General features: G+C 70.9%; 17 protein-coding genes and 1 riboswitch. Of the genes, 11 read left to right on the top strand and 6 right to left on the bottom strand.

From position 1 onward, the window contains the following. Positions 1-32: 32 nt before the first annotated feature. From F8O03_RS12835 to F8O03_RS12825, 3 genes are all read right to left on the bottom strand, one after another. A complete protein-coding gene (locus F8O03_RS12835; protein WP_104252104.1) occupies positions 33-293 on the bottom strand; it encodes a hypothetical protein in 261 nt (86 codons plus the stop codon). 166 nt (positions 294-459) lie between these two features. Next, positions 460-1,173, bottom strand: a complete 714-nt coding sequence (locus tag F8O03_RS12830; RefSeq protein ID WP_244296258.1) for a GAF and ANTAR domain-containing protein — start codon at positions 1,171-1,173, stop codon at positions 460-462. Then, positions 1,170-1,877: a GAF and ANTAR domain-containing protein gene (locus tag F8O03_RS12825; protein WP_151424194.1), complete on the bottom strand. Its 708-nt coding sequence runs from the start codon at positions 1,875-1,877 to the stop codon at positions 1,170-1,172. The genes F8O03_RS12830 and F8O03_RS12825 overlap by 4 nt, the downstream gene beginning before the upstream one ends. A 166-nt stretch (positions 1,878-2,043) precedes the next feature. On the opposite strand from F8O03_RS12825, the gene F8O03_RS12820 reads away from it, so the two are divergent. After that, positions 2,044-2,301, top strand: a complete 258-nt coding sequence (locus F8O03_RS12820; RefSeq protein WP_151424193.1) for a hypothetical protein — start codon at positions 2,044-2,046, stop codon at positions 2,299-2,301. Here the strand turns inward: F8O03_RS12820 and F8O03_RS12815 are convergent. Together F8O03_RS12815 and F8O03_RS12810 are read right to left on the bottom strand one after the other, a co-directional pair. After that, positions 2,283-2,690 (bottom strand): DUF7882 family protein, encoded by a 408-nt coding sequence (locus F8O03_RS12815; protein WP_151424192.1) that lies wholly within the window; start codon positions 2,688-2,690, stop codon positions 2,283-2,285. The two genes, F8O03_RS12820 and F8O03_RS12815, sit on opposite strands and share 19 nt — an antisense overlap. An 86-nt stretch (positions 2,691-2,776) precedes the next feature. Beyond that, positions 2,777-3,130, bottom strand: coding sequence for a DUF7882 family protein (locus tag F8O03_RS12810; RefSeq protein WP_151424191.1), 354 nt, complete (start codon positions 3,128-3,130; stop codon positions 2,777-2,779). Positions 3,131-3,371: 241 nt separating this feature from the next. On the opposite strand from F8O03_RS12810, the gene F8O03_RS12805 reads away from it, so the two are divergent. From F8O03_RS12805 to F8O03_RS12775, 7 genes are all read left to right on the top strand, one after another. Next, on the top strand, positions 3,372-3,845 hold the full coding sequence (locus tag F8O03_RS12805) for a hypothetical protein (protein WP_151424190.1): 474 nt from the start codon (positions 3,372-3,374) through the stop codon (positions 3,843-3,845). 177 nt (positions 3,846-4,022) lie between these two features. Next, on the top strand, positions 4,023-5,285 hold the full coding sequence (locus F8O03_RS12800) for a glycosyltransferase (protein WP_151424189.1): 1,263 nt from the start codon (positions 4,023-4,025) through the stop codon (positions 5,283-5,285). Beyond that, positions 5,278-6,057, top strand: coding sequence for a PIG-L deacetylase family protein (locus F8O03_RS12795; RefSeq protein ID WP_151424188.1), 780 nt, complete (start codon positions 5,278-5,280; stop codon positions 6,055-6,057). The genes F8O03_RS12800 and F8O03_RS12795 overlap by 8 nt, the downstream gene beginning before the upstream one ends. Before the next feature lie 87 nt (positions 6,058-6,144). After that, positions 6,145-6,269: riboswitch (FMN riboswitch) on the top strand. 109 nt (positions 6,270-6,378) lie between these two features. After that, positions 6,379-7,485, top strand: coding sequence for a bifunctional diaminohydroxyphosphoribosylaminopyrimidine deaminase/5-amino-6-(5-phosphoribosylamino)uracil reductase RibD (gene ribD, locus F8O03_RS12790; protein WP_244296256.1), 1,107 nt, complete (start codon positions 6,379-6,381; stop codon positions 7,483-7,485). Next, positions 7,482-8,180, top strand: a complete 699-nt coding sequence (ribB, locus tag F8O03_RS12785) for a 3,4-dihydroxy-2-butanone-4-phosphate synthase (RefSeq protein ID WP_151424187.1) — start codon at positions 7,482-7,484, stop codon at positions 8,178-8,180. The genes ribD and ribB overlap by 4 nt, the downstream gene beginning before the upstream one ends. Next, on the top strand, positions 8,177-8,686 hold the full coding sequence (gene ribH / locus F8O03_RS12780; RefSeq protein WP_151424186.1) for a 6,7-dimethyl-8-ribityllumazine synthase: 510 nt from the start codon (positions 8,177-8,179) through the stop codon (positions 8,684-8,686). Before ribB ends, ribH begins: the two co-directional genes overlap by 4 nt. A gap of 2 nt (positions 8,687-8,688) precedes the next feature. Further along, a complete protein-coding gene (locus F8O03_RS12775; protein WP_151424383.1) occupies positions 8,689-9,360 on the top strand; it encodes a riboflavin synthase in 672 nt (223 codons plus the stop codon). Positions 9,361-9,388: 28 nt separating this feature from the next. Here F8O03_RS12775 and F8O03_RS12770 read toward each other — a convergent pair whose 3' ends face one another. Continuing rightward, positions 9,389-9,838, bottom strand: coding sequence for an arsenate-mycothiol transferase ArsC (locus F8O03_RS12770; RefSeq protein WP_151424185.1), 450 nt, complete (start codon positions 9,836-9,838; stop codon positions 9,389-9,391). A gap of 163 nt (positions 9,839-10,001) precedes the next feature. Between F8O03_RS12770 and F8O03_RS12765 the strand changes: the two genes are divergently transcribed. The 3 genes from F8O03_RS12765 (at position 10,002) to F8O03_RS12745 (ending at position 14,314) form a co-directional block, all read left to right on the top strand. Then, positions 10,002-10,904 (top strand): aminotransferase class IV, encoded by a 903-nt coding sequence (locus F8O03_RS12765; protein ID WP_167516572.1) that lies wholly within the window; start codon positions 10,002-10,004, stop codon positions 10,902-10,904. Continuing rightward, positions 10,901-13,078, top strand: a complete 2,178-nt coding sequence (locus tag F8O03_RS18100) for a chorismate-binding protein (RefSeq protein ID WP_167516571.1) — start codon at positions 10,901-10,903, stop codon at positions 13,076-13,078. The genes F8O03_RS12765 and F8O03_RS18100 overlap by 4 nt, the downstream gene beginning before the upstream one ends. A gap of 345 nt (positions 13,079-13,423) precedes the next feature. Then, positions 13,424-14,314: a class II glutamine amidotransferase gene (locus F8O03_RS12745; RefSeq protein ID WP_167516570.1), complete on the top strand. Its 891-nt coding sequence runs from the start codon at positions 13,424-13,426 to the stop codon at positions 14,312-14,314. Positions 14,315-14,455: the final 141 nt, after the last annotated feature.

Genomic DNA, 14,455 nt, shown 5'->3' with positions numbered 1-14,455 from the left:
CTACTCCGCGCGAGGTGAGTGTCCCGTCTGGATCAGTACTCGTCGAAGTCGACGAAGACGATCTCGTCGCGGTCGTCGCTCGTGCCTGGGTCTGGCGAGTCGAGCGGCAGGATGTCGATGCGCACGTTCGTGGACGGCGTGACGAGGACCTCGGGGCCGTCCGCGGTGTCGCCGATCACGAGCATGCGCCCACCGGACCGGGCCGCGTCCTCGATCTCCGCACGCACACGAGTGATCGCGTCCGGGTCGCGCAGCACGAACTGCTCACGATTGACGGTGATGAGAATGGACATGGCTGACCCCGGTTCGGCCTCCCGGCGGAGGCCTCTCGTGTTTCGACGCCAAGGTCCGAGTTCAGCGGCTGGCGGCGACCGTGCGCCCCGGCGGAGTGCACGGGGCGCGTCGGCGAGGTCTGGGCCAACACCGAGAGCGTACGCCCTCAACGTGAGAATGGGTGGGTCAGATGTCGAGCGTGCGCGCCACGAGCTGCGCGGCGACCTGCGAGAGCGACAGCCGATTCGATCTCGCGTATCCGCGGATCACATCGAACGCCTCCTCGGGCGTGATGGAGCGGCGGTAGGCGACGACTCCCTTTGCCTGCTCGATCACGACGCGGCTCTTCAGCGCGTTCTGCAGCTGCTCGCGCACGGTGTCGGCGTGACGAATCGTGCGCTCCTGGATGATGCCGATGGTCGCGACGTCCGCGAGCGCGCGAGCAGCGACGGTCTCCTGGCGCGGGAACTCACCGGGCGCCGCGCGCAGGAGGTTGAGGGTGCCGATCGTGGTGTCCCGCAGCTTCAGCGGAACCGCCTGCACGGCCAGGTAGCCGTGCTCGAGCGCACTCTCCTTGAACATTCGCCATGATTCCGGGGCCTCCCGGATGTCCTCGATCGCGACGATGCGTCCCTCGCTGAAGCTCTGGATGCACGGACCCGCATCCGCGGAGATCTGCATCGTCTCGACGACGCTCGCCGCCTCGCTCGTGGAGACCACCAGCTCGAGGTCGCCGTGCTCGTCGGCGAGCAGGATCCCAGCCGCCGTCACCTCCAGCAGCGACTGGCAGCGGTCCACGAGCGACTGCAGCAGGTCCACGACGTCGTAGCCCGCGACGAGCGTGTCGGCGAGCACCGCGAAGGTCTCGAGCAGCTGCGTGTCCCTTGCATCGCGGATCATCGCCGCTCCTCGATTCCGGACGGCCCCGCTCGGAACGCCAGTTGTCCGGCGAGGATCTCCTCGGCGACCTCCATCATGGATCGACCTGTCGCGAAGGCGTGTCCCTGGATGACGAGGGTCGCCTCGTCCGCGGTCGTCTCGAGCTGCGCCAGCACCATCCCGGTCGCCTGATGGATCTTGCGACGCGAGTGCTTGCCCTCCGGTTGGGGTTCGTCGCCCGAGGAGGCGAGCGCGAGGCGGAGGACGTTGCGCGCGACGAGCGAGGCGAGGTGAGTGGCCTGACGCGTCTGGAGCGGCTCGAAGCCGATCGGGGCGGCGGCGTAGAGGTCGATGGCCCCGACCCGCAGCGGGCCGACCAGCATCGGGAACGCGAAGAGAGCTCCCACCTTGTCGCGGGGGATGGCCGGGCCGAACGCCGGCCAGCGGGTGTCTGGCAGCTCTCGGAGGTTCGGCTCGAGAACAGGGCGCCCTGTGGCGAGGGTGTCCCAGCATGGTCCCTCGCCGAGGTCGAACTGCAGCTCGTCCAGCCGTGCGGCGACCTCGTTCGACGCAGAGACCGTCTGGTTGCCGAGCAGCTCGCCGATCGTGGAGACGGCCGCGCCCGAGACGGGGAACAGACCGACGAGGGAGTCAGCCACGCCATCGACAGAATCGAGCGGCGCCTGCAGCGTCTGCACTGCCGCGTCGTAAGCGTCTCGTGCCATGTTGATTCCGTTCTCAGTCTCGAAAAGCTCGGAACAATCCTAGGGGAGATCACCAGCTTGTCGGGGCGTGTTCGATAGCACATGACTTCGCGTCGATCCAGGCCCAGATTCCTGGCCCGCGAGGGCGTTCACTTGACGGAGACATCTTTTCCCGGCGGAGGTGGACATGCCATTCCTAGTGACGGTTGATGACCGTGCGCACTACGTCGACGATGACGTGATGCCGACGTTGCAGCACATGATCGTGGATGCGGTCAGGCAGGGAGGGGACCTGGTTCGGTTCCCGGCGCGCGGGCGCCTCAAGCGGTGGGAGCTCATCACCACTGCCTCGTCCGTGAGTGTCCGAGAGGTGCCGGTCGCCGCCGCCGAGGAGGATGATGGCGCGCCGTTCGCGGACATCTCCTTCTACGACTTCGAGAGCTGACGCTCGTGTGCTGACCGATGCTCGAGTTTCGATTCCGTCGGTGGCGCGCTCTGCCGAGCCGCCGGCTGATAGGGGACCGGCTCGTTGGACTGCGTGCATTCGGGAACCAGATGCAACCCCGCGGCTGAGTCGTTCGTCGCGATGATGGCACGTACCCAGTGCTCGTTGAGGTTCGGTGCACGGCTGCCGCGGAACCGGAACCGCAGGTCGGTCTGCGGCGTGATCCAGATCGACTCGCGTCCACCGCCGAGGTCTTTCGAGCGTGGGCAGGTGAAGGCGACGCTGTGCCCGGCCCGGAGGAGGCTCAAGATCGCGACCCGCAGGTGCGCCAAGGGTCGATCTTCGATCTCGATCGCGTGGGCATCAGCCCCGTAGTACAGATATCCCAACGCGGTCCCCCAACCTTCGTGGCCTTCTGGTAGCGTCCCGAGGCCGAGTTGAAAATTCGAGGGGTAGAGATCGCTGGCGAGTTGTGCTAGTGCCACCTTTGGTGGGCGGTTCCTGGTTGCCCGCTGTCGGGGGACGCCAGCGCGAGCTCGCCGTCCTCCCCGGTGACGATAAGGCCCGTCGAGCTGTCCGCGGACCGCCCGAGCGACGACAGCCAGTCGCGGTTCACCGACGGTGCCTTGCTGCCGTAGAACTTGAAGGAGATCGGGACGTTCGGCGTGAGCCAGATCGCCGCCCGCCCATCGCCCGCGCTCGCGGACTCCTTCCACGACATGAGAAACGCCTCATGGCGACGGAACTTCTGGATGATCACGATCTGCAGATGCTGGAGCAGTCGGTCCTCGAACTCCAGGTGCAAGGACGCGTACGTGAGGGTTCCCATCGTGCTGCCTTTCCGGTCGGCGCGTGTGTGGCACGTGCGTCCAGCCTAGGAAGTGCGCCGAACGGCGACGCGAGGATTCCCTCCGGCTCCGATTCGCGCTAAGGGCGGGGGCACCCAGGCGGTCGGCTGCCGGCGAGCCGTCGCGATCACTAGCGGCACGGCAACGCTGGCGCAAGCCGTTTCAGGTTCCTCCGTCCCCCTCTAGGTTCGCTGGGTGCCGAGTCCGAGGAGGTGGTGATCGATGACGGTTCTCGAGTTGACGGGGGTCGTGACCCTCATCCAGTTCGCGGTGCTCTGGGCGTGCGCCGCGGGCTGCGCCGCCTGGCAGCTCGCCAAGCGAGCTCGACACTGGATCCGCTACCACGTTCCCTCGAATCGTGCTACCACTGCCGCCCGTGACCTGGATACGGGACCCTGGAATCAGACGGACAAGGAGGTCCTCATGAAAGCCAACCAGCGTCCAGCCGCCGCCGGCTCGACATCCGAGACTGCGCTCGCCGGGATCATCGACATCCGGGAGTCGTTTGTGGAGGCGCCCCTGCGCGGCGAGATCCGAGAGCTGCTGTGGCAGATCGAGTATCCGGCCTCAGGGGACGATCTGCTGCGCGAGGCCGTGCGCCGCCACCTGTCGCCGCCTGCCATCGACGTGCTCCGGAACGCACGCGGCAGGTCCTTCGACGGCTGCCACGCCGTGTGCCGCTGCCTGCATATCTGACACGAGGCGACGGCGCGCGAGCAGCCACCAGGAACTCGGCATGCTCGAGGCGCCGCCGAGCTCGCTCTTCGTGATGCCGCTCAGGCTGCCGCTGCTGAGGGGGAGGAGAGCACGGGGACTCGTAACGCGAAGCATCCCGAATGGCGAAGCGGGGCCGCGACGCCTACGGTCGGAGGCATGCCTGACGTCCTCCCCGATGAGCGCCCCCTCCGCATCGCGTTTGTCGTGCTCCACACCTCCCCCCTCGACGAGCCGGGCACCAAGGACGCGGGTGGCATGAACGTCGTGGTGCTGGCGCAGGCGGAGGCGCTCGCGGACCGCGGCCACCAGGTCGAGCTCGTCACGAGGCGCAGCGACGACGGCTCCGCGCCGACCGTTCGGCTCGGCGACAATCTGCGTCTCCACAATCTCCAGGCGGGCCCCGCTCGACTCATCTCGAAAGGCGAGCACGAGCACGTCATCGACGAGTTCCGGGATGCGCTGGCCGTCCTCCTCGTCGAGCTGTCCGTCGACGTGCTCCACGCCCAGCACTGGTTCTCTGGCGTCGCCGCCCTCCCCGTCGCACGCGAGCTGGGCATCCCGATCGTGCAGAGCTTCCACTCCATCGCCGCCGGCAGCTCGACGCCGCTCGCCGACGGGGAGCGCGCCGAGTCGCCAGGCCGCCTCGCCGGCGAGGCGATGCTCGCGAAGTCGGTCGACGCCATCGTCGTCGTGAGCAGAGCGGAGCGCGACACCGTCCTCTCGAGGCTCGGCGGCAACCCGGCGATCACCCACATCGTGCCGCCCGGTGTCGACGCCGACCTCTTCTTCCCGGCCCGGGATGCGCGGGCCGAGCCAGCCGCCCGGGAGTCGCGACCCAAGCGCGCCCTGTCCGCCGGTCGCCTGCATCCGCTCAAGGGCTTCGACCTGGCGCTCGACGCGATCGCCGAGATCGACGACGACGTGCGCCCCGACTACGTGCTCGTGGGCGCCGCCCCTCCGGACGACGACGGGCGCGCCTACGAAGCGAAGCTGCACGAGGCGGTCGCGCGGCACGGGCTCGCCGAGCACGTGCAGTACATCGGCTCGCTCAGCAGGCACGCGCTCGCCGCCCAGCTGCGGCTCGTCGACGTCGTGCTGATCCCCTCGCACTCCGAGACGTACGGTCTGGTCGCGCTCGAAGCCGCAGCCTCGGGAGTGCCGGTTGTGGCCTCCGCCGCTGGCGGGCTTCGCGAAGCCGTTGTCGACGGCGTCACCGGCACGTTGCTCGAGACCCGCGACCCTGCGGACTGGGCGGCTGCCATCGCGGGCATCCTGCGCGACCCGGCGCGTGCCGAGCGCATGAGCGTGGCCGCGCGCGAGCACGCGCTCGCCCACTCATGGGACCTCAGCGCCGAAGGGCTCCTGGCCGTGTTCCGCCAGCTGGTCGCCCGCGCAGAGCCGGGATCGACACATGCCTGAGCGGCGTGCAAGCCTGCTCGACTCCGTGCGCCACGTCCTCATCGTGCACGCGCATCCCGACGACGAAGCCCTCGCGGGCGGCGCCTTGCTCCGCGAGCTGCACGAGCGCGGCGCCAAGGTGACGCTCGTGACCTGCACGCGGGGTGAGCTCGGTGAGATCGTCGCGGGCGTCCTTCCCGCCGACACGTCGGTCGCGGACCTCGCAGACGTGCGCGAGCGCGAGCTGCGCGGGTCCCTCGATGCGCTTGGCATCGACCAGCACCGGTGGCTCGGAACGCCGCCCGCACGGGCAGCGGGCCTCGAGTCGCGCGAGTACCGCGACTCCGGGATGCGCTGGCTGCGGCCAGGTCTCGCCGGTCCCGCCGATGACACCGACCTGCGGGCGTTCAGCGTGGCCCCGATCGAGGAGGTGACGACCGACCTCGCCGCCGTCATCGCGCACGACGAGCCGGATCTCGTCGTCAGCTACGACGCGACGGGCGGCTACGGGCACCCCGACCACGTTCGAGCTCGGGAAGCGAGCCTCGCCGCCGCGCAGGGTGCCGGCGTCCGGTTCGCCGAGCTCGTCGAGCAGAGCGAACGTGATCTCGCGGCCGAGATCGGCGACCTCGAATGGTTCGACCTCGAGCAGCACCGCGACGCCGTCGTCGCGGCCCTGCGCAGCCACCGCACGCAGCTCACGGTCGACGATGACGGTTCCGCGCTGGTGCACTCCGGCGGTCAGCGCCAGGACGTGCACCTCGCGATCGGCCTGCGCGAAGTGGTCGCGTAGGCCGCGTTCCTGGAATCTGGCGACGAAGTCGGTTTCGGGGCGTCACACGCTGTCTTCCGATGGTCGGCTCGTCTAGGCTCGCCGTGCAACATGCTCCGGGGTCGGTGAAAGTCCGAACCGGCGGTGAGAGTCCGCGACCCGCTCGTCCGCGAGCGGTTGACTCAGTGAAATTCTGGGACCGACGGTTAAAGTCCGGATGGTAGGTGCATGGGAGGCGCTCGTTTCGGCGAGGGCCTTCGTTGGCGTCGGCTGCCGGAATCTCCGGCTGCGCCGGCACCGGGATATGGCCCCGTGGCACGCGAAATGCGGAGGTCACCGGCGATGCCGATCCAAGAATCCAACCGCGTCGAGTCTGTCGACGCCGCCATGCAACTGGCGCTCTCCCTCGCGGCCCGCGGGCCACTGAGAGACCCGAACCCCAGGGTCGGGTGCGTGCTGCTCGCACCGCCGTCTCCGGGCGGCGGCCCGCGCCGCATCCTGGGACGCGGCTTCCACCGAGGGGCCGGCACCCCGCACGCGGAGGCCGCCGCGCTCGACGACGCCCGGTCTGCCGGCGCGGAGGTGCGGGGTGCGACGGCCGTCGTGACGCTCGAACCGTGCTCCCACACCGGGCGGACGCCGTCGTGCGCGGATGCCCTGCTCGGCGCCGGCGTCGCTGAGGTCGTCTACTCGGTCGCCGACCCGAACCCGGTCGCGGCCGGGGGAGCGGCACGCCTGCGCACGCGCGGGGTGCACGCGCTCGGGGGGCTCCGGGTTGCCGAAGGCGAGGCGCTCCTGCGCGTCTGGCTCACCGGCGTCATCGAGCGTCGGCCGTTCGTGACGCTCAAGCTCGCATCCACGCTCGACGGGCGGATCGCCGCCGCAGACGGGTCGAGCCGGTGGATCACCTCGGAAGCCGCGAGGCTGCACGCGCACCAGCGGCGCAGCGAGGCGTGCGCGATCCTCGTCGGCACGGGCACGCAGCGCTCCGATGACCCGACGCTCTCCGTCCGCGGGCCCGCGGCCGGCCATGCGCCCCAACCTCTCCGTGTCGTGATGGGGCTGCGGGACGTGGCCGCAGACGCCGCCGTTCGCGCGGACCCCGAGCTGTTCGTCCACCTGAGGACCCACGACCCGGTCACCGCACTCGAGGAGCTGCGCCTGCTCGGCGTCCGCCACGTGATCGTCGAGGGCGGTCCCACCATCTCGGCGGCGTTCCTGCGAGCTGGTCTCGTCGACGAGATCGACGCCTACGTCGCGCCGATCCTCCTGGGCGACGGCGCGAGCTCCGTCTCGTCACTCGACATCGGCCGTCTGCGCGACGCGAGCCGATGGGCCACCGAGTCCGTGCGTCCGCTTGGCGTCGACACGCTCATCCACCTCGTTCGGGACACGCGCGCGAACGCGGAGTACGACCGCGCCGTCGCCGCCGAGGGGGTCGCAGCATGAGCGCCCAGCTCGCCCGCGCGCTCGAAGCGCTGCGGGCCGGGCGGCCGGTACTCGTCGCCGACGACGCCTCGCGCGAGAACGAGGTCGACGCGATCCTCGCCGCCACCACGGCGACGCCCGAGTGGGTGGGGTGGATCATCCGCTACTCGTCCGGACTCCTGTGCGCGCCGCTGCCCGGCCACCTCGCCGATCGGCTCGAGCTGCCGCTCATGGTCGAACGCAGCGAGGATGCGCGCGGCACCGCCTACACGGTCACCGTGGATGCGGCCGCTGGCGTGACGACCGGCATCTCGGCAAGCGACCGCGCGACCACCGTGCGCGCGCTCGCGGCCGCCGGTTCGACGCCGCGCGACCTCATCCGCCCCGGACACGTGCTGCCGCTGCGCGCCGTCGACGGCGGCGTGCTCGAGCGACCGGGGCACACGGAAGCGGCCGTCGACCTCGTGCGCCTGGCCGGTGCAGGCGAGGTCGGCGTCATCGCGGAGCTCGTGCGCGACGACGGCGAGATGCTCTCGTACGCCGAGGCAGGCGCGCTCGCATCGGCGCACGACCTCGTGCTGCTGCAGGTCGACGACATCGTCGGCTACCGGATGCGGCACCCGGGCTTCCCGGCCCTGACCGGCACGCAGAGCCAGCACCACCACGAAACGAGCACGCGCGCCGCGGAGGCGCTGACGAGAGGAGCACTGCGATGAGCGGACAGGGAGCACCGGCGGTGCAGGCAGACGGTACCGGGATGAGGGTCGTGATCGTCGCGGCTCGGTGGCACGACACGGCGATGGCGGCGCTGCTCGACGGCGCCCAACGGGCCCTTGCGGCGTCCGGCGTCACCGACGTGCGAGTCGTGCGGGTGCCAGGCTCGTTCGAGCTGCCCGTCGCCGCGAGCCGGGTCGCCGCCAGCGGGCCGGATGCGATCGTCGCCCTCGGCGTCGTCATCCGCGGCGGCACCCCGCACTTCGAGTACGTGTGCTCGGCCGCGACCGCCGGTCTCACCGACGTCGCCGTGCGCACGGGCATCCCGGTCGGGTTCGGCGTGCTGACCTGCGACGACGAGGAGCAGGTGCAGGCGCGCATCGGCCTGCCCGGCAGCTTCGAAGACAAGGGAGCGGACGCGGCACTCGCCGCCATCGCCACGGCCACCGCACTGCGCGACTTCCCGGCCGCATCCGTGCCGGTTCCCTCCGCCGCGGCGGGTGAGTGACCGTGTTCACCGGCATCATCGAAGAGCTCGGCCAGATCACGAGCATCGTCAGGCGCGACACGGATGCGCGCCTCACGGTGCGCGGTCCGCTCAGCGTGAGCGACGCCAAGGTGGGCGACTCCATCTCCGTCGACGGCGTGTGCCTCACCGTCGCCGAGCTGCACGCCGATGCGTTCACGGCCGACGTCATGGGGGAGACCCTGCGCGCATCCACCCTCGGCGACAGAGCGGAAGGTGACGCCGTGAACCTCGAACGGGCCATGCGCCTCGGCGACCGGCTCGGCGGCCACATCGTGCAGGGGCACATCGATTCGACGAGCGAGGTGCTGGAGGTCGAGCACTTCGACGCGTGGCGGCGCATCCGCTTCGCCATCGACCCGGTACACGCCGGGTTGCTCGTCGACAAGGGGTCGGTGGCGGTGTCTGGGGTGTCCCTGACCGTCAGCGCGGTCGGGGCCGTCAGCGCCGTGGGAGCTGCCGGCTCGAGCGGCGTGCCCGGGGACGGTCACTGGTTCGAGGTGTCGCTCATCCCCGAGACGCTCAGCGCGACGACGCTCGGCACGCTCGAAGTGGGCCACCGCGTCAACGTCGAGACGGACATCCTCGCGCGGCACGTGGCTCGGCTCGCGAGCTTCGCGACCTCCGCGAGTGATGGAGCTGCGCGGACTCAGTGAGCTGAGGATGGAACGGGCGGCCGTCCGCTCAGGCGTCGCGGAGCCGCGCGTGCAGCTCCGCGACGCGCGCGCGGATGTCGTCGCGCACGAGCCGCATCCGCTCCATGCCGGTGATGCCGCGCTCGGAGGGCTCGTCGGTGATCCAGCGCTCGACGGGAACCGTCACGCCGTCCGGCAGCTGCGCTTCGTCGCCGAGGACCACGACGAGGTCCGCGCCGTCGAGCATCGCCGGCGTGAGCGGCTTTGGGCGCTCGTCGCCGACGTCGATGCCCAACTCGGCGAGCGATTCCACCGACTCGGCGTTGAGGGAGCCGCCCGGCACCGTCCCGGCGGAGGCGACGCTGACCGACTCGTCGCCGAGGGCGCGCAGGAGGGCGGCCGCCAGCTGCGACTTGCCGCCGTTCTTCTTGCAGACGAAGACGACGCTCGTTGTGGTGCCTGGGGCGCTTGGGCTGCTTGGGTGGATGGGAACGCTCATGCGAGCATTCTCCGTCACGCTGGTGACCACGAGGTTCCCGGGCAGTCCACACGGTTCGGGGCGGCGTCGTGGTCGTCAGAACACCCCGGAAGCGACCACGAGTGCGCCCTCGCCTGGTCCTCGCCTTCGCTCTGCAGCCCCGCTCCTGGGGCAGAATGGGGCGATGCAGGGTCATGGTGCAGCCGAAGCAGGCGAAGGCGCCGCGCGCGACGACAGCGGCGCCGCCGGCCGGGAGGCCTCGGTAGTCAGCGTCGTCGAGTCGTGGCGCGTCGACTCGGGCCGCGTCATCGCCCACGCCGCCCACCGCGAGCGCTTCGAGCGATCCGTCGGCGAGCTGTTCGGAGACGCGGCGACCGCCCACCCGTTGCTCTGGTCGGGAAGCCCCGCGGGCACCAACACCGTCGACGCCGACTGGCGGCGCATCTGGGCCGACGTGTTCGAGAGCGTGCCCCTCGCCGACTCGTGGTTCCCACGACTGTCGGCGCACCTCGCCGGTGAGGGCGAGGCTGGCGGCGACCGCGTGCTCGTCGAGCTCGCCCTGCGGCCGGCCCCGGAGGCGCGGCCGCTCACCAAGCTCGTGACGCGGCTCGACGAACGCCGCTGGCCGACCGTCAAGGGCCCCGACTTCCCGTACCTGTCGGAGGTCCGGGCGAGCGCTGCCGAGCAAGGCGCCGCGGATGCGCTGCTCGTCGACGATCGCGGCGTCATCACCGAGGCCGCCCACGGCACCGTCGTCGGCTGGCGCGGCGAGACCCTCGTGATCCCCGACGGACGTCGCCGCGTTCCGGGGACCACGCTCGGCGTGCTCGACAAGCTGCTCGCCATGGCGGGCGTCCCGCGCGTGGAAGGCGAGCTGCGCGCCGACCCGCTCGCCGCATCCGCCGACCGGGGGTGGGACGAGCTCTGGTACCTCAACACGCTCCACGGCATCAGCCCCGTCTCGATGCTCGACGGCACTCGCCTCGGCCTCGACGTCGCCCGTGTGCGACGCTGGCGTCCCCGCCTCGAGGAGACGAGCGCAGTGCCGCTCCTCGACGGCCGCCCGTCTGACGGGCGCGGCGCGTGATCGTCGTCGTCGACAACCGCGACTCCTACACCTACAACCTCGTGCAGCTGCTGCTCGAGCTCAGCGACCGTGAGGTGCGCGTCGTCGATGCCGGCAACCCCGCTGCCATCCGCAGGTGCCTCGGCTGGGTCGCCGACGGCCTCGTCTCGGGGGTCGTCATCTCGCCCGGACCGGGGCATCCGGTCAACGCCGCCGACTTCCAGGGGGCCGCAGCGGTGCTGGATGCTGCGTTCGCGGCAGCGGTGGATCTGCCCGTCTTCGGGGTGTGCCTCGGGCACCAGGGCATCGCCACCCGCTTCGGCGGTGAGGTCGTCGCCGCCCCCGAGGCGAGGCACGGCTGGCGTTCCCCGCTCGAGCACGACGGCACTGGACCCTTCGCAGGGATCCCGCAGGGCACGCTGGTCACCCGCTACCACTCCCTGGTCGTGAAGGAACCGCTGCCAGCAGGCCTGCGCGTGACCGCCCGCAGCGAGGACGGGGTTGTGCAGGGCCTCGAAGTCGCGGGCAGGACCGTCTGGGGCGTGCAGTTCCACCCGGAGTCGATCGCGAGCGAGCACGGACGGCAGATGGTCGCGAACTTCGTGGCCGCAGTGGATGCGGCGGGTCGAGGAGCGCCGGCAGGCGTCGAGTCAGCCGCGAACGACGGCGCCCGGGGCGATGAGGCGCCGGCCGAGACGGGGGACAGACGTGCGTCCGTGGTGACGGGAAGACCGGCGGAGTTCGAGGCCACCGCTCAGCTGACCGCGCGCGACCTCTTCGTCGCGAGCCGCGTCGTGCGCGGGCCGCAGGCCGACGGGCGTGCGGCCGCCGAGGCCGCCGCCGCGCAGATCTACCGTGACCTGCTGAGGCAGAGACCCGCGAGTGCCTGGGTCGATGTGCCGGACGAGTCGGGCAGGCAGGCGCAGTGGAGCATCCTCGCCGACGACGCCCCCATCTCGGGCGAAGGGTCGGCGAGCGAACCCGCGCGAGTGCTGCGGCTGTTCGGCGACGGCAGCTTCGAGGCCGTGCAGGAGACCCTCGAGAGGATGCTCCCGGTCGGCGGCGAGGGGCTCGCGTTCCGCGGCGGGCTGCTCGGCTACTTCGGCTACGAACTGGGCGTCCGCATGCTCGGTGCTCTGCCCCCGCGCGGTGACACCCCCGAGCCCGGTCTCCCGGATGCGTGGTGGCTCGACCCGCGGCGCGCCGTCATCGTCGACCGGGCGACCGGCGCGGTCACGATTGTCACTACGGCCACGAGCTCCGCGCTCGCGGAATCGGCGGCAGACCGCTTCGGTGAGGAAGTCCGCGCCACGCTTGACGCCCAGGCGGCAGGCGCGCGCCAACCGACCACATCCGACGCGCTCATCGCCGGAACCTGGCACACGTCAAGAGGCCAGTACGCCGCCGACATCGCGCGGTGCCGTGAGCATCTCCTCGCCGGCGACTCCTACGAGCTGTGCCTCACCAACGAGTTCAGGCCGGACACCGACCCGGACCCTCTCGACCTCTTCCTCGAGCTGCGCGCCTCCGATCCCGCGCCGTACGCCGCGCTGCTCGAGTTCGACGGCGGCGCCGTCGTGAGCGCCTCCCCGGAGCGGTTCCTGCGGGGCACCCCAGACGGCGACTACGAGACGAAGCCCATCAAGGGCACCACCGCCCGCGCATCCGACCCGCTGCTCGACGCGGCAGCCGCCCGCGAGCTCGCGAACGACCCGAAGGTCTTCGCCGAGAACCTCATGATCGTCGACCTGCTGCGCAACGACCTCGGCCGCGTCTGCGCGCCAGGCTCCGTGCACGTGCCGAGCCTCATGGCCGTCGAGTCGTACGCGACCGTGCACCAGCTCGTCACCACGGTTCGCGGCTCGGCGCCTGGCGTACCGCCGCTCGACGTCGTGCGGGCGCTGTTCCCGGGTGGGTCCATGACGGGCGCGCCGAAGCTGCGCAGCGTCGAGCTGCTGCGCGACATCGAGGGCCGCGACCGCGGCGTCTACTCGGGCGCGCTCGGCGTGCTCGGCGCCGACGGTTCGACCGAGCTGAGCATCGTCATCCGCACCGCCGTCCGAGATGATCGCGGCTGGTCGATCGGGGCAGGCGGCGCGATCGTGCTCGCAAGCGACCCGGAGGCCGAGACGCTCGAGGTCGAGCTGAAGGCGAGTGCCCTGCGGCGCGCCTTCGCGAGGTCGTCGCGGAGCTGAGGCGGGTCTCGTCAAGCCGCGGCGTCCGTGCGGACCCGATTCTTGGGCCCCTCGCCGGACCGAGGTCGCCGCCCCGTCGCGGGCGCCGATGCCGCCGATGCCTGACCAACATCAGTGCAATATCGGCCCGTTTCGGCGTTCCGGGCCCGATTCGGCCGTAAATCGCACTGATGTTGGACAGGCACCGCGGGCACGAGCCGCGTAGGCCGCCGCAATCGTCCGTCACACAGCGTCGCGAAGGTGGACCGCGCGACACGACTGTCACAGGATTGTCAGATGCTCGTGAGCCGCTCGGCTCCGAACAACACCCGACAGCAAGCTCGACAACCTGGAAGGAGTTCGCACATGTGCCGTCTGCTCGCTTACGCAGCCCCACGTGACACCACCGTCACGAAGGTGATCGGAGACATGAACAGCGACGCCTTCCAGCGCATGACCAGCGTGCACAACGACGGCTGGGGTACCGCCTGGCTCGCCGCCGGGTTCGGCGAGACCGAGCGCGAGATCGAATCGCTGCGCGTCTCGACGCCGGGTCAGAACGACCCGCTGCTGTCGACACTCCTCGCGGATGCCCCCTCCAACGCCCGCATCGTGCACCTGCGCCTCGCCACCGACGACTTCAAGCGCACCAAGGTCAACACGCACCCGTTCGTGGCCGATGGGCTCGCCTTCGCACACAACGGATCGATCGTTCCCACGTGGCGCTTCGAGGAGCTGCTCCGCCCGGAGATCCGCGCGACCGTCGCTGGCGACACCGACAGCGAGCTGTACTTCGGCCTCGTCCGGCAGCGCGTCCGCGACGGGCTCTCGCTCGAGGACGCGGCAGCTTCCGCCGTGCGCGTGCTCCGCGCCGAGTTCCCCGAGTCGAGCCTCAACGCGACCATCCTGTCCGCCGACGAGCTCGTCGTCGTCCACGCCTCGAGCACGGCGCACGTCACCGAGGAGACGTTCGCGCGGTACGGCATCGACGCATCCACGCTCCCCAACGGGCACACCGACGAGTACTACCGGCTGAGCATGCTCCGCGCGGCCGACGGCACCACCGTCTTCTCGTCGACGGGCATCGACACGGCCGGGTGGACCTCGGTTCCGGAAGACACGATCTCCCGCGTCGACCTCGACTCGCTCGACTTCACGCAGCGTGCACTCTTCTCGAGCGCAGCCGACGCCCGCGCCTCGGTGTCCGGAGCAGCCGCGGCCACCGCATCCACGCAGCCGCGCCTCGTCGCCGTCTAGCCCTCCGCACCCGGCCCGCCTCGGCCTGGCTTGCTTCGTCGGCCCCGCCCGCACGGTCTCGGGATGGGAACCTCGCTTCGTTGCGGGAAGTTCTCCACCACGAAGCGAGTTTCCCATCCCGGGAGCGTTCCCGCGCCGGGC

It is taken from the genome of Pseudoclavibacter terrae (assembly GCF_008831075.1).
GTDB classification, from domain to species: Bacteria; Actinomycetota; Actinomycetes; order Actinomycetales; family Microbacteriaceae; genus Pseudoclavibacter; species Pseudoclavibacter terrae.
This window is presented reverse-complemented; position numbering and strand designations above follow the sequence as displayed.

What these genes read in the sequence shown, in the direction of transcription:
- F8O03_RS12835 (WP_104252104.1), bottom strand. Translation starts at nt 293, where the DNA reads ATGTCCATTCTCATCACCGTCAATCGTGAGCAGTTCGTGCTGCGCGAC.
- F8O03_RS12830 (WP_244296258.1), bottom strand. Translation starts at nt 1,173, where the DNA reads ATGATCCGCGATGCAAGGGACACGCAGCTGCTCGAGACCTTCGCGGTG.
- F8O03_RS12825 (WP_151424194.1), bottom strand. Translation starts at nt 1,877, where the DNA reads ATGGCACGAGACGCTTACGACGCGGCAGTGCAGACGCTGCAGGCGCCG.
- F8O03_RS12820 (WP_151424193.1), top strand. Translation starts at nt 2,044, where the DNA reads ATGCCATTCCTAGTGACGGTTGATGACCGTGCGCACTACGTCGACGAT.
- F8O03_RS12810 (WP_151424191.1), bottom strand. Translation starts at nt 3,130, where the DNA reads ATGGGAACCCTCACGTACGCGTCCTTGCACCTGGAGTTCGAGGACCGA.
- F8O03_RS12805 (WP_151424190.1), top strand. Translation starts at nt 3,372, where the DNA reads ATGACGGTTCTCGAGTTGACGGGGGTCGTGACCCTCATCCAGTTCGCG.
- F8O03_RS12800 (WP_151424189.1), top strand. Translation starts at nt 4,023, where the DNA reads ATGCCTGACGTCCTCCCCGATGAGCGCCCCCTCCGCATCGCGTTTGTC.
- F8O03_RS12795 (WP_151424188.1), top strand. Translation starts at nt 5,278, where the DNA reads ATGCCTGAGCGGCGTGCAAGCCTGCTCGACTCCGTGCGCCACGTCCTC.
- ribD (WP_244296256.1), top strand. Translation starts at nt 6,379, where the DNA reads ATGCCGATCCAAGAATCCAACCGCGTCGAGTCTGTCGACGCCGCCATG.
- ribB (WP_151424187.1), top strand. Translation starts at nt 7,482, where the DNA reads ATGAGCGCCCAGCTCGCCCGCGCGCTCGAAGCGCTGCGGGCCGGGCGG.
- ribH (WP_151424186.1), top strand. Translation starts at nt 8,177, where the DNA reads ATGAGCGGACAGGGAGCACCGGCGGTGCAGGCAGACGGTACCGGGATG.
- F8O03_RS12770 (WP_151424185.1), bottom strand. Translation starts at nt 9,838, where the DNA reads ATGAGCGTTCCCATCCACCCAAGCAGCCCAAGCGCCCCAGGCACCACA.
- F8O03_RS12765 (WP_167516572.1), top strand. Translation starts at nt 10,002, where the DNA reads ATGCAGGGTCATGGTGCAGCCGAAGCAGGCGAAGGCGCCGCGCGCGAC.
- F8O03_RS12745 (WP_167516570.1), top strand. Translation starts at nt 13,424, where the DNA reads ATGTGCCGTCTGCTCGCTTACGCAGCCCCACGTGACACCACCGTCACG.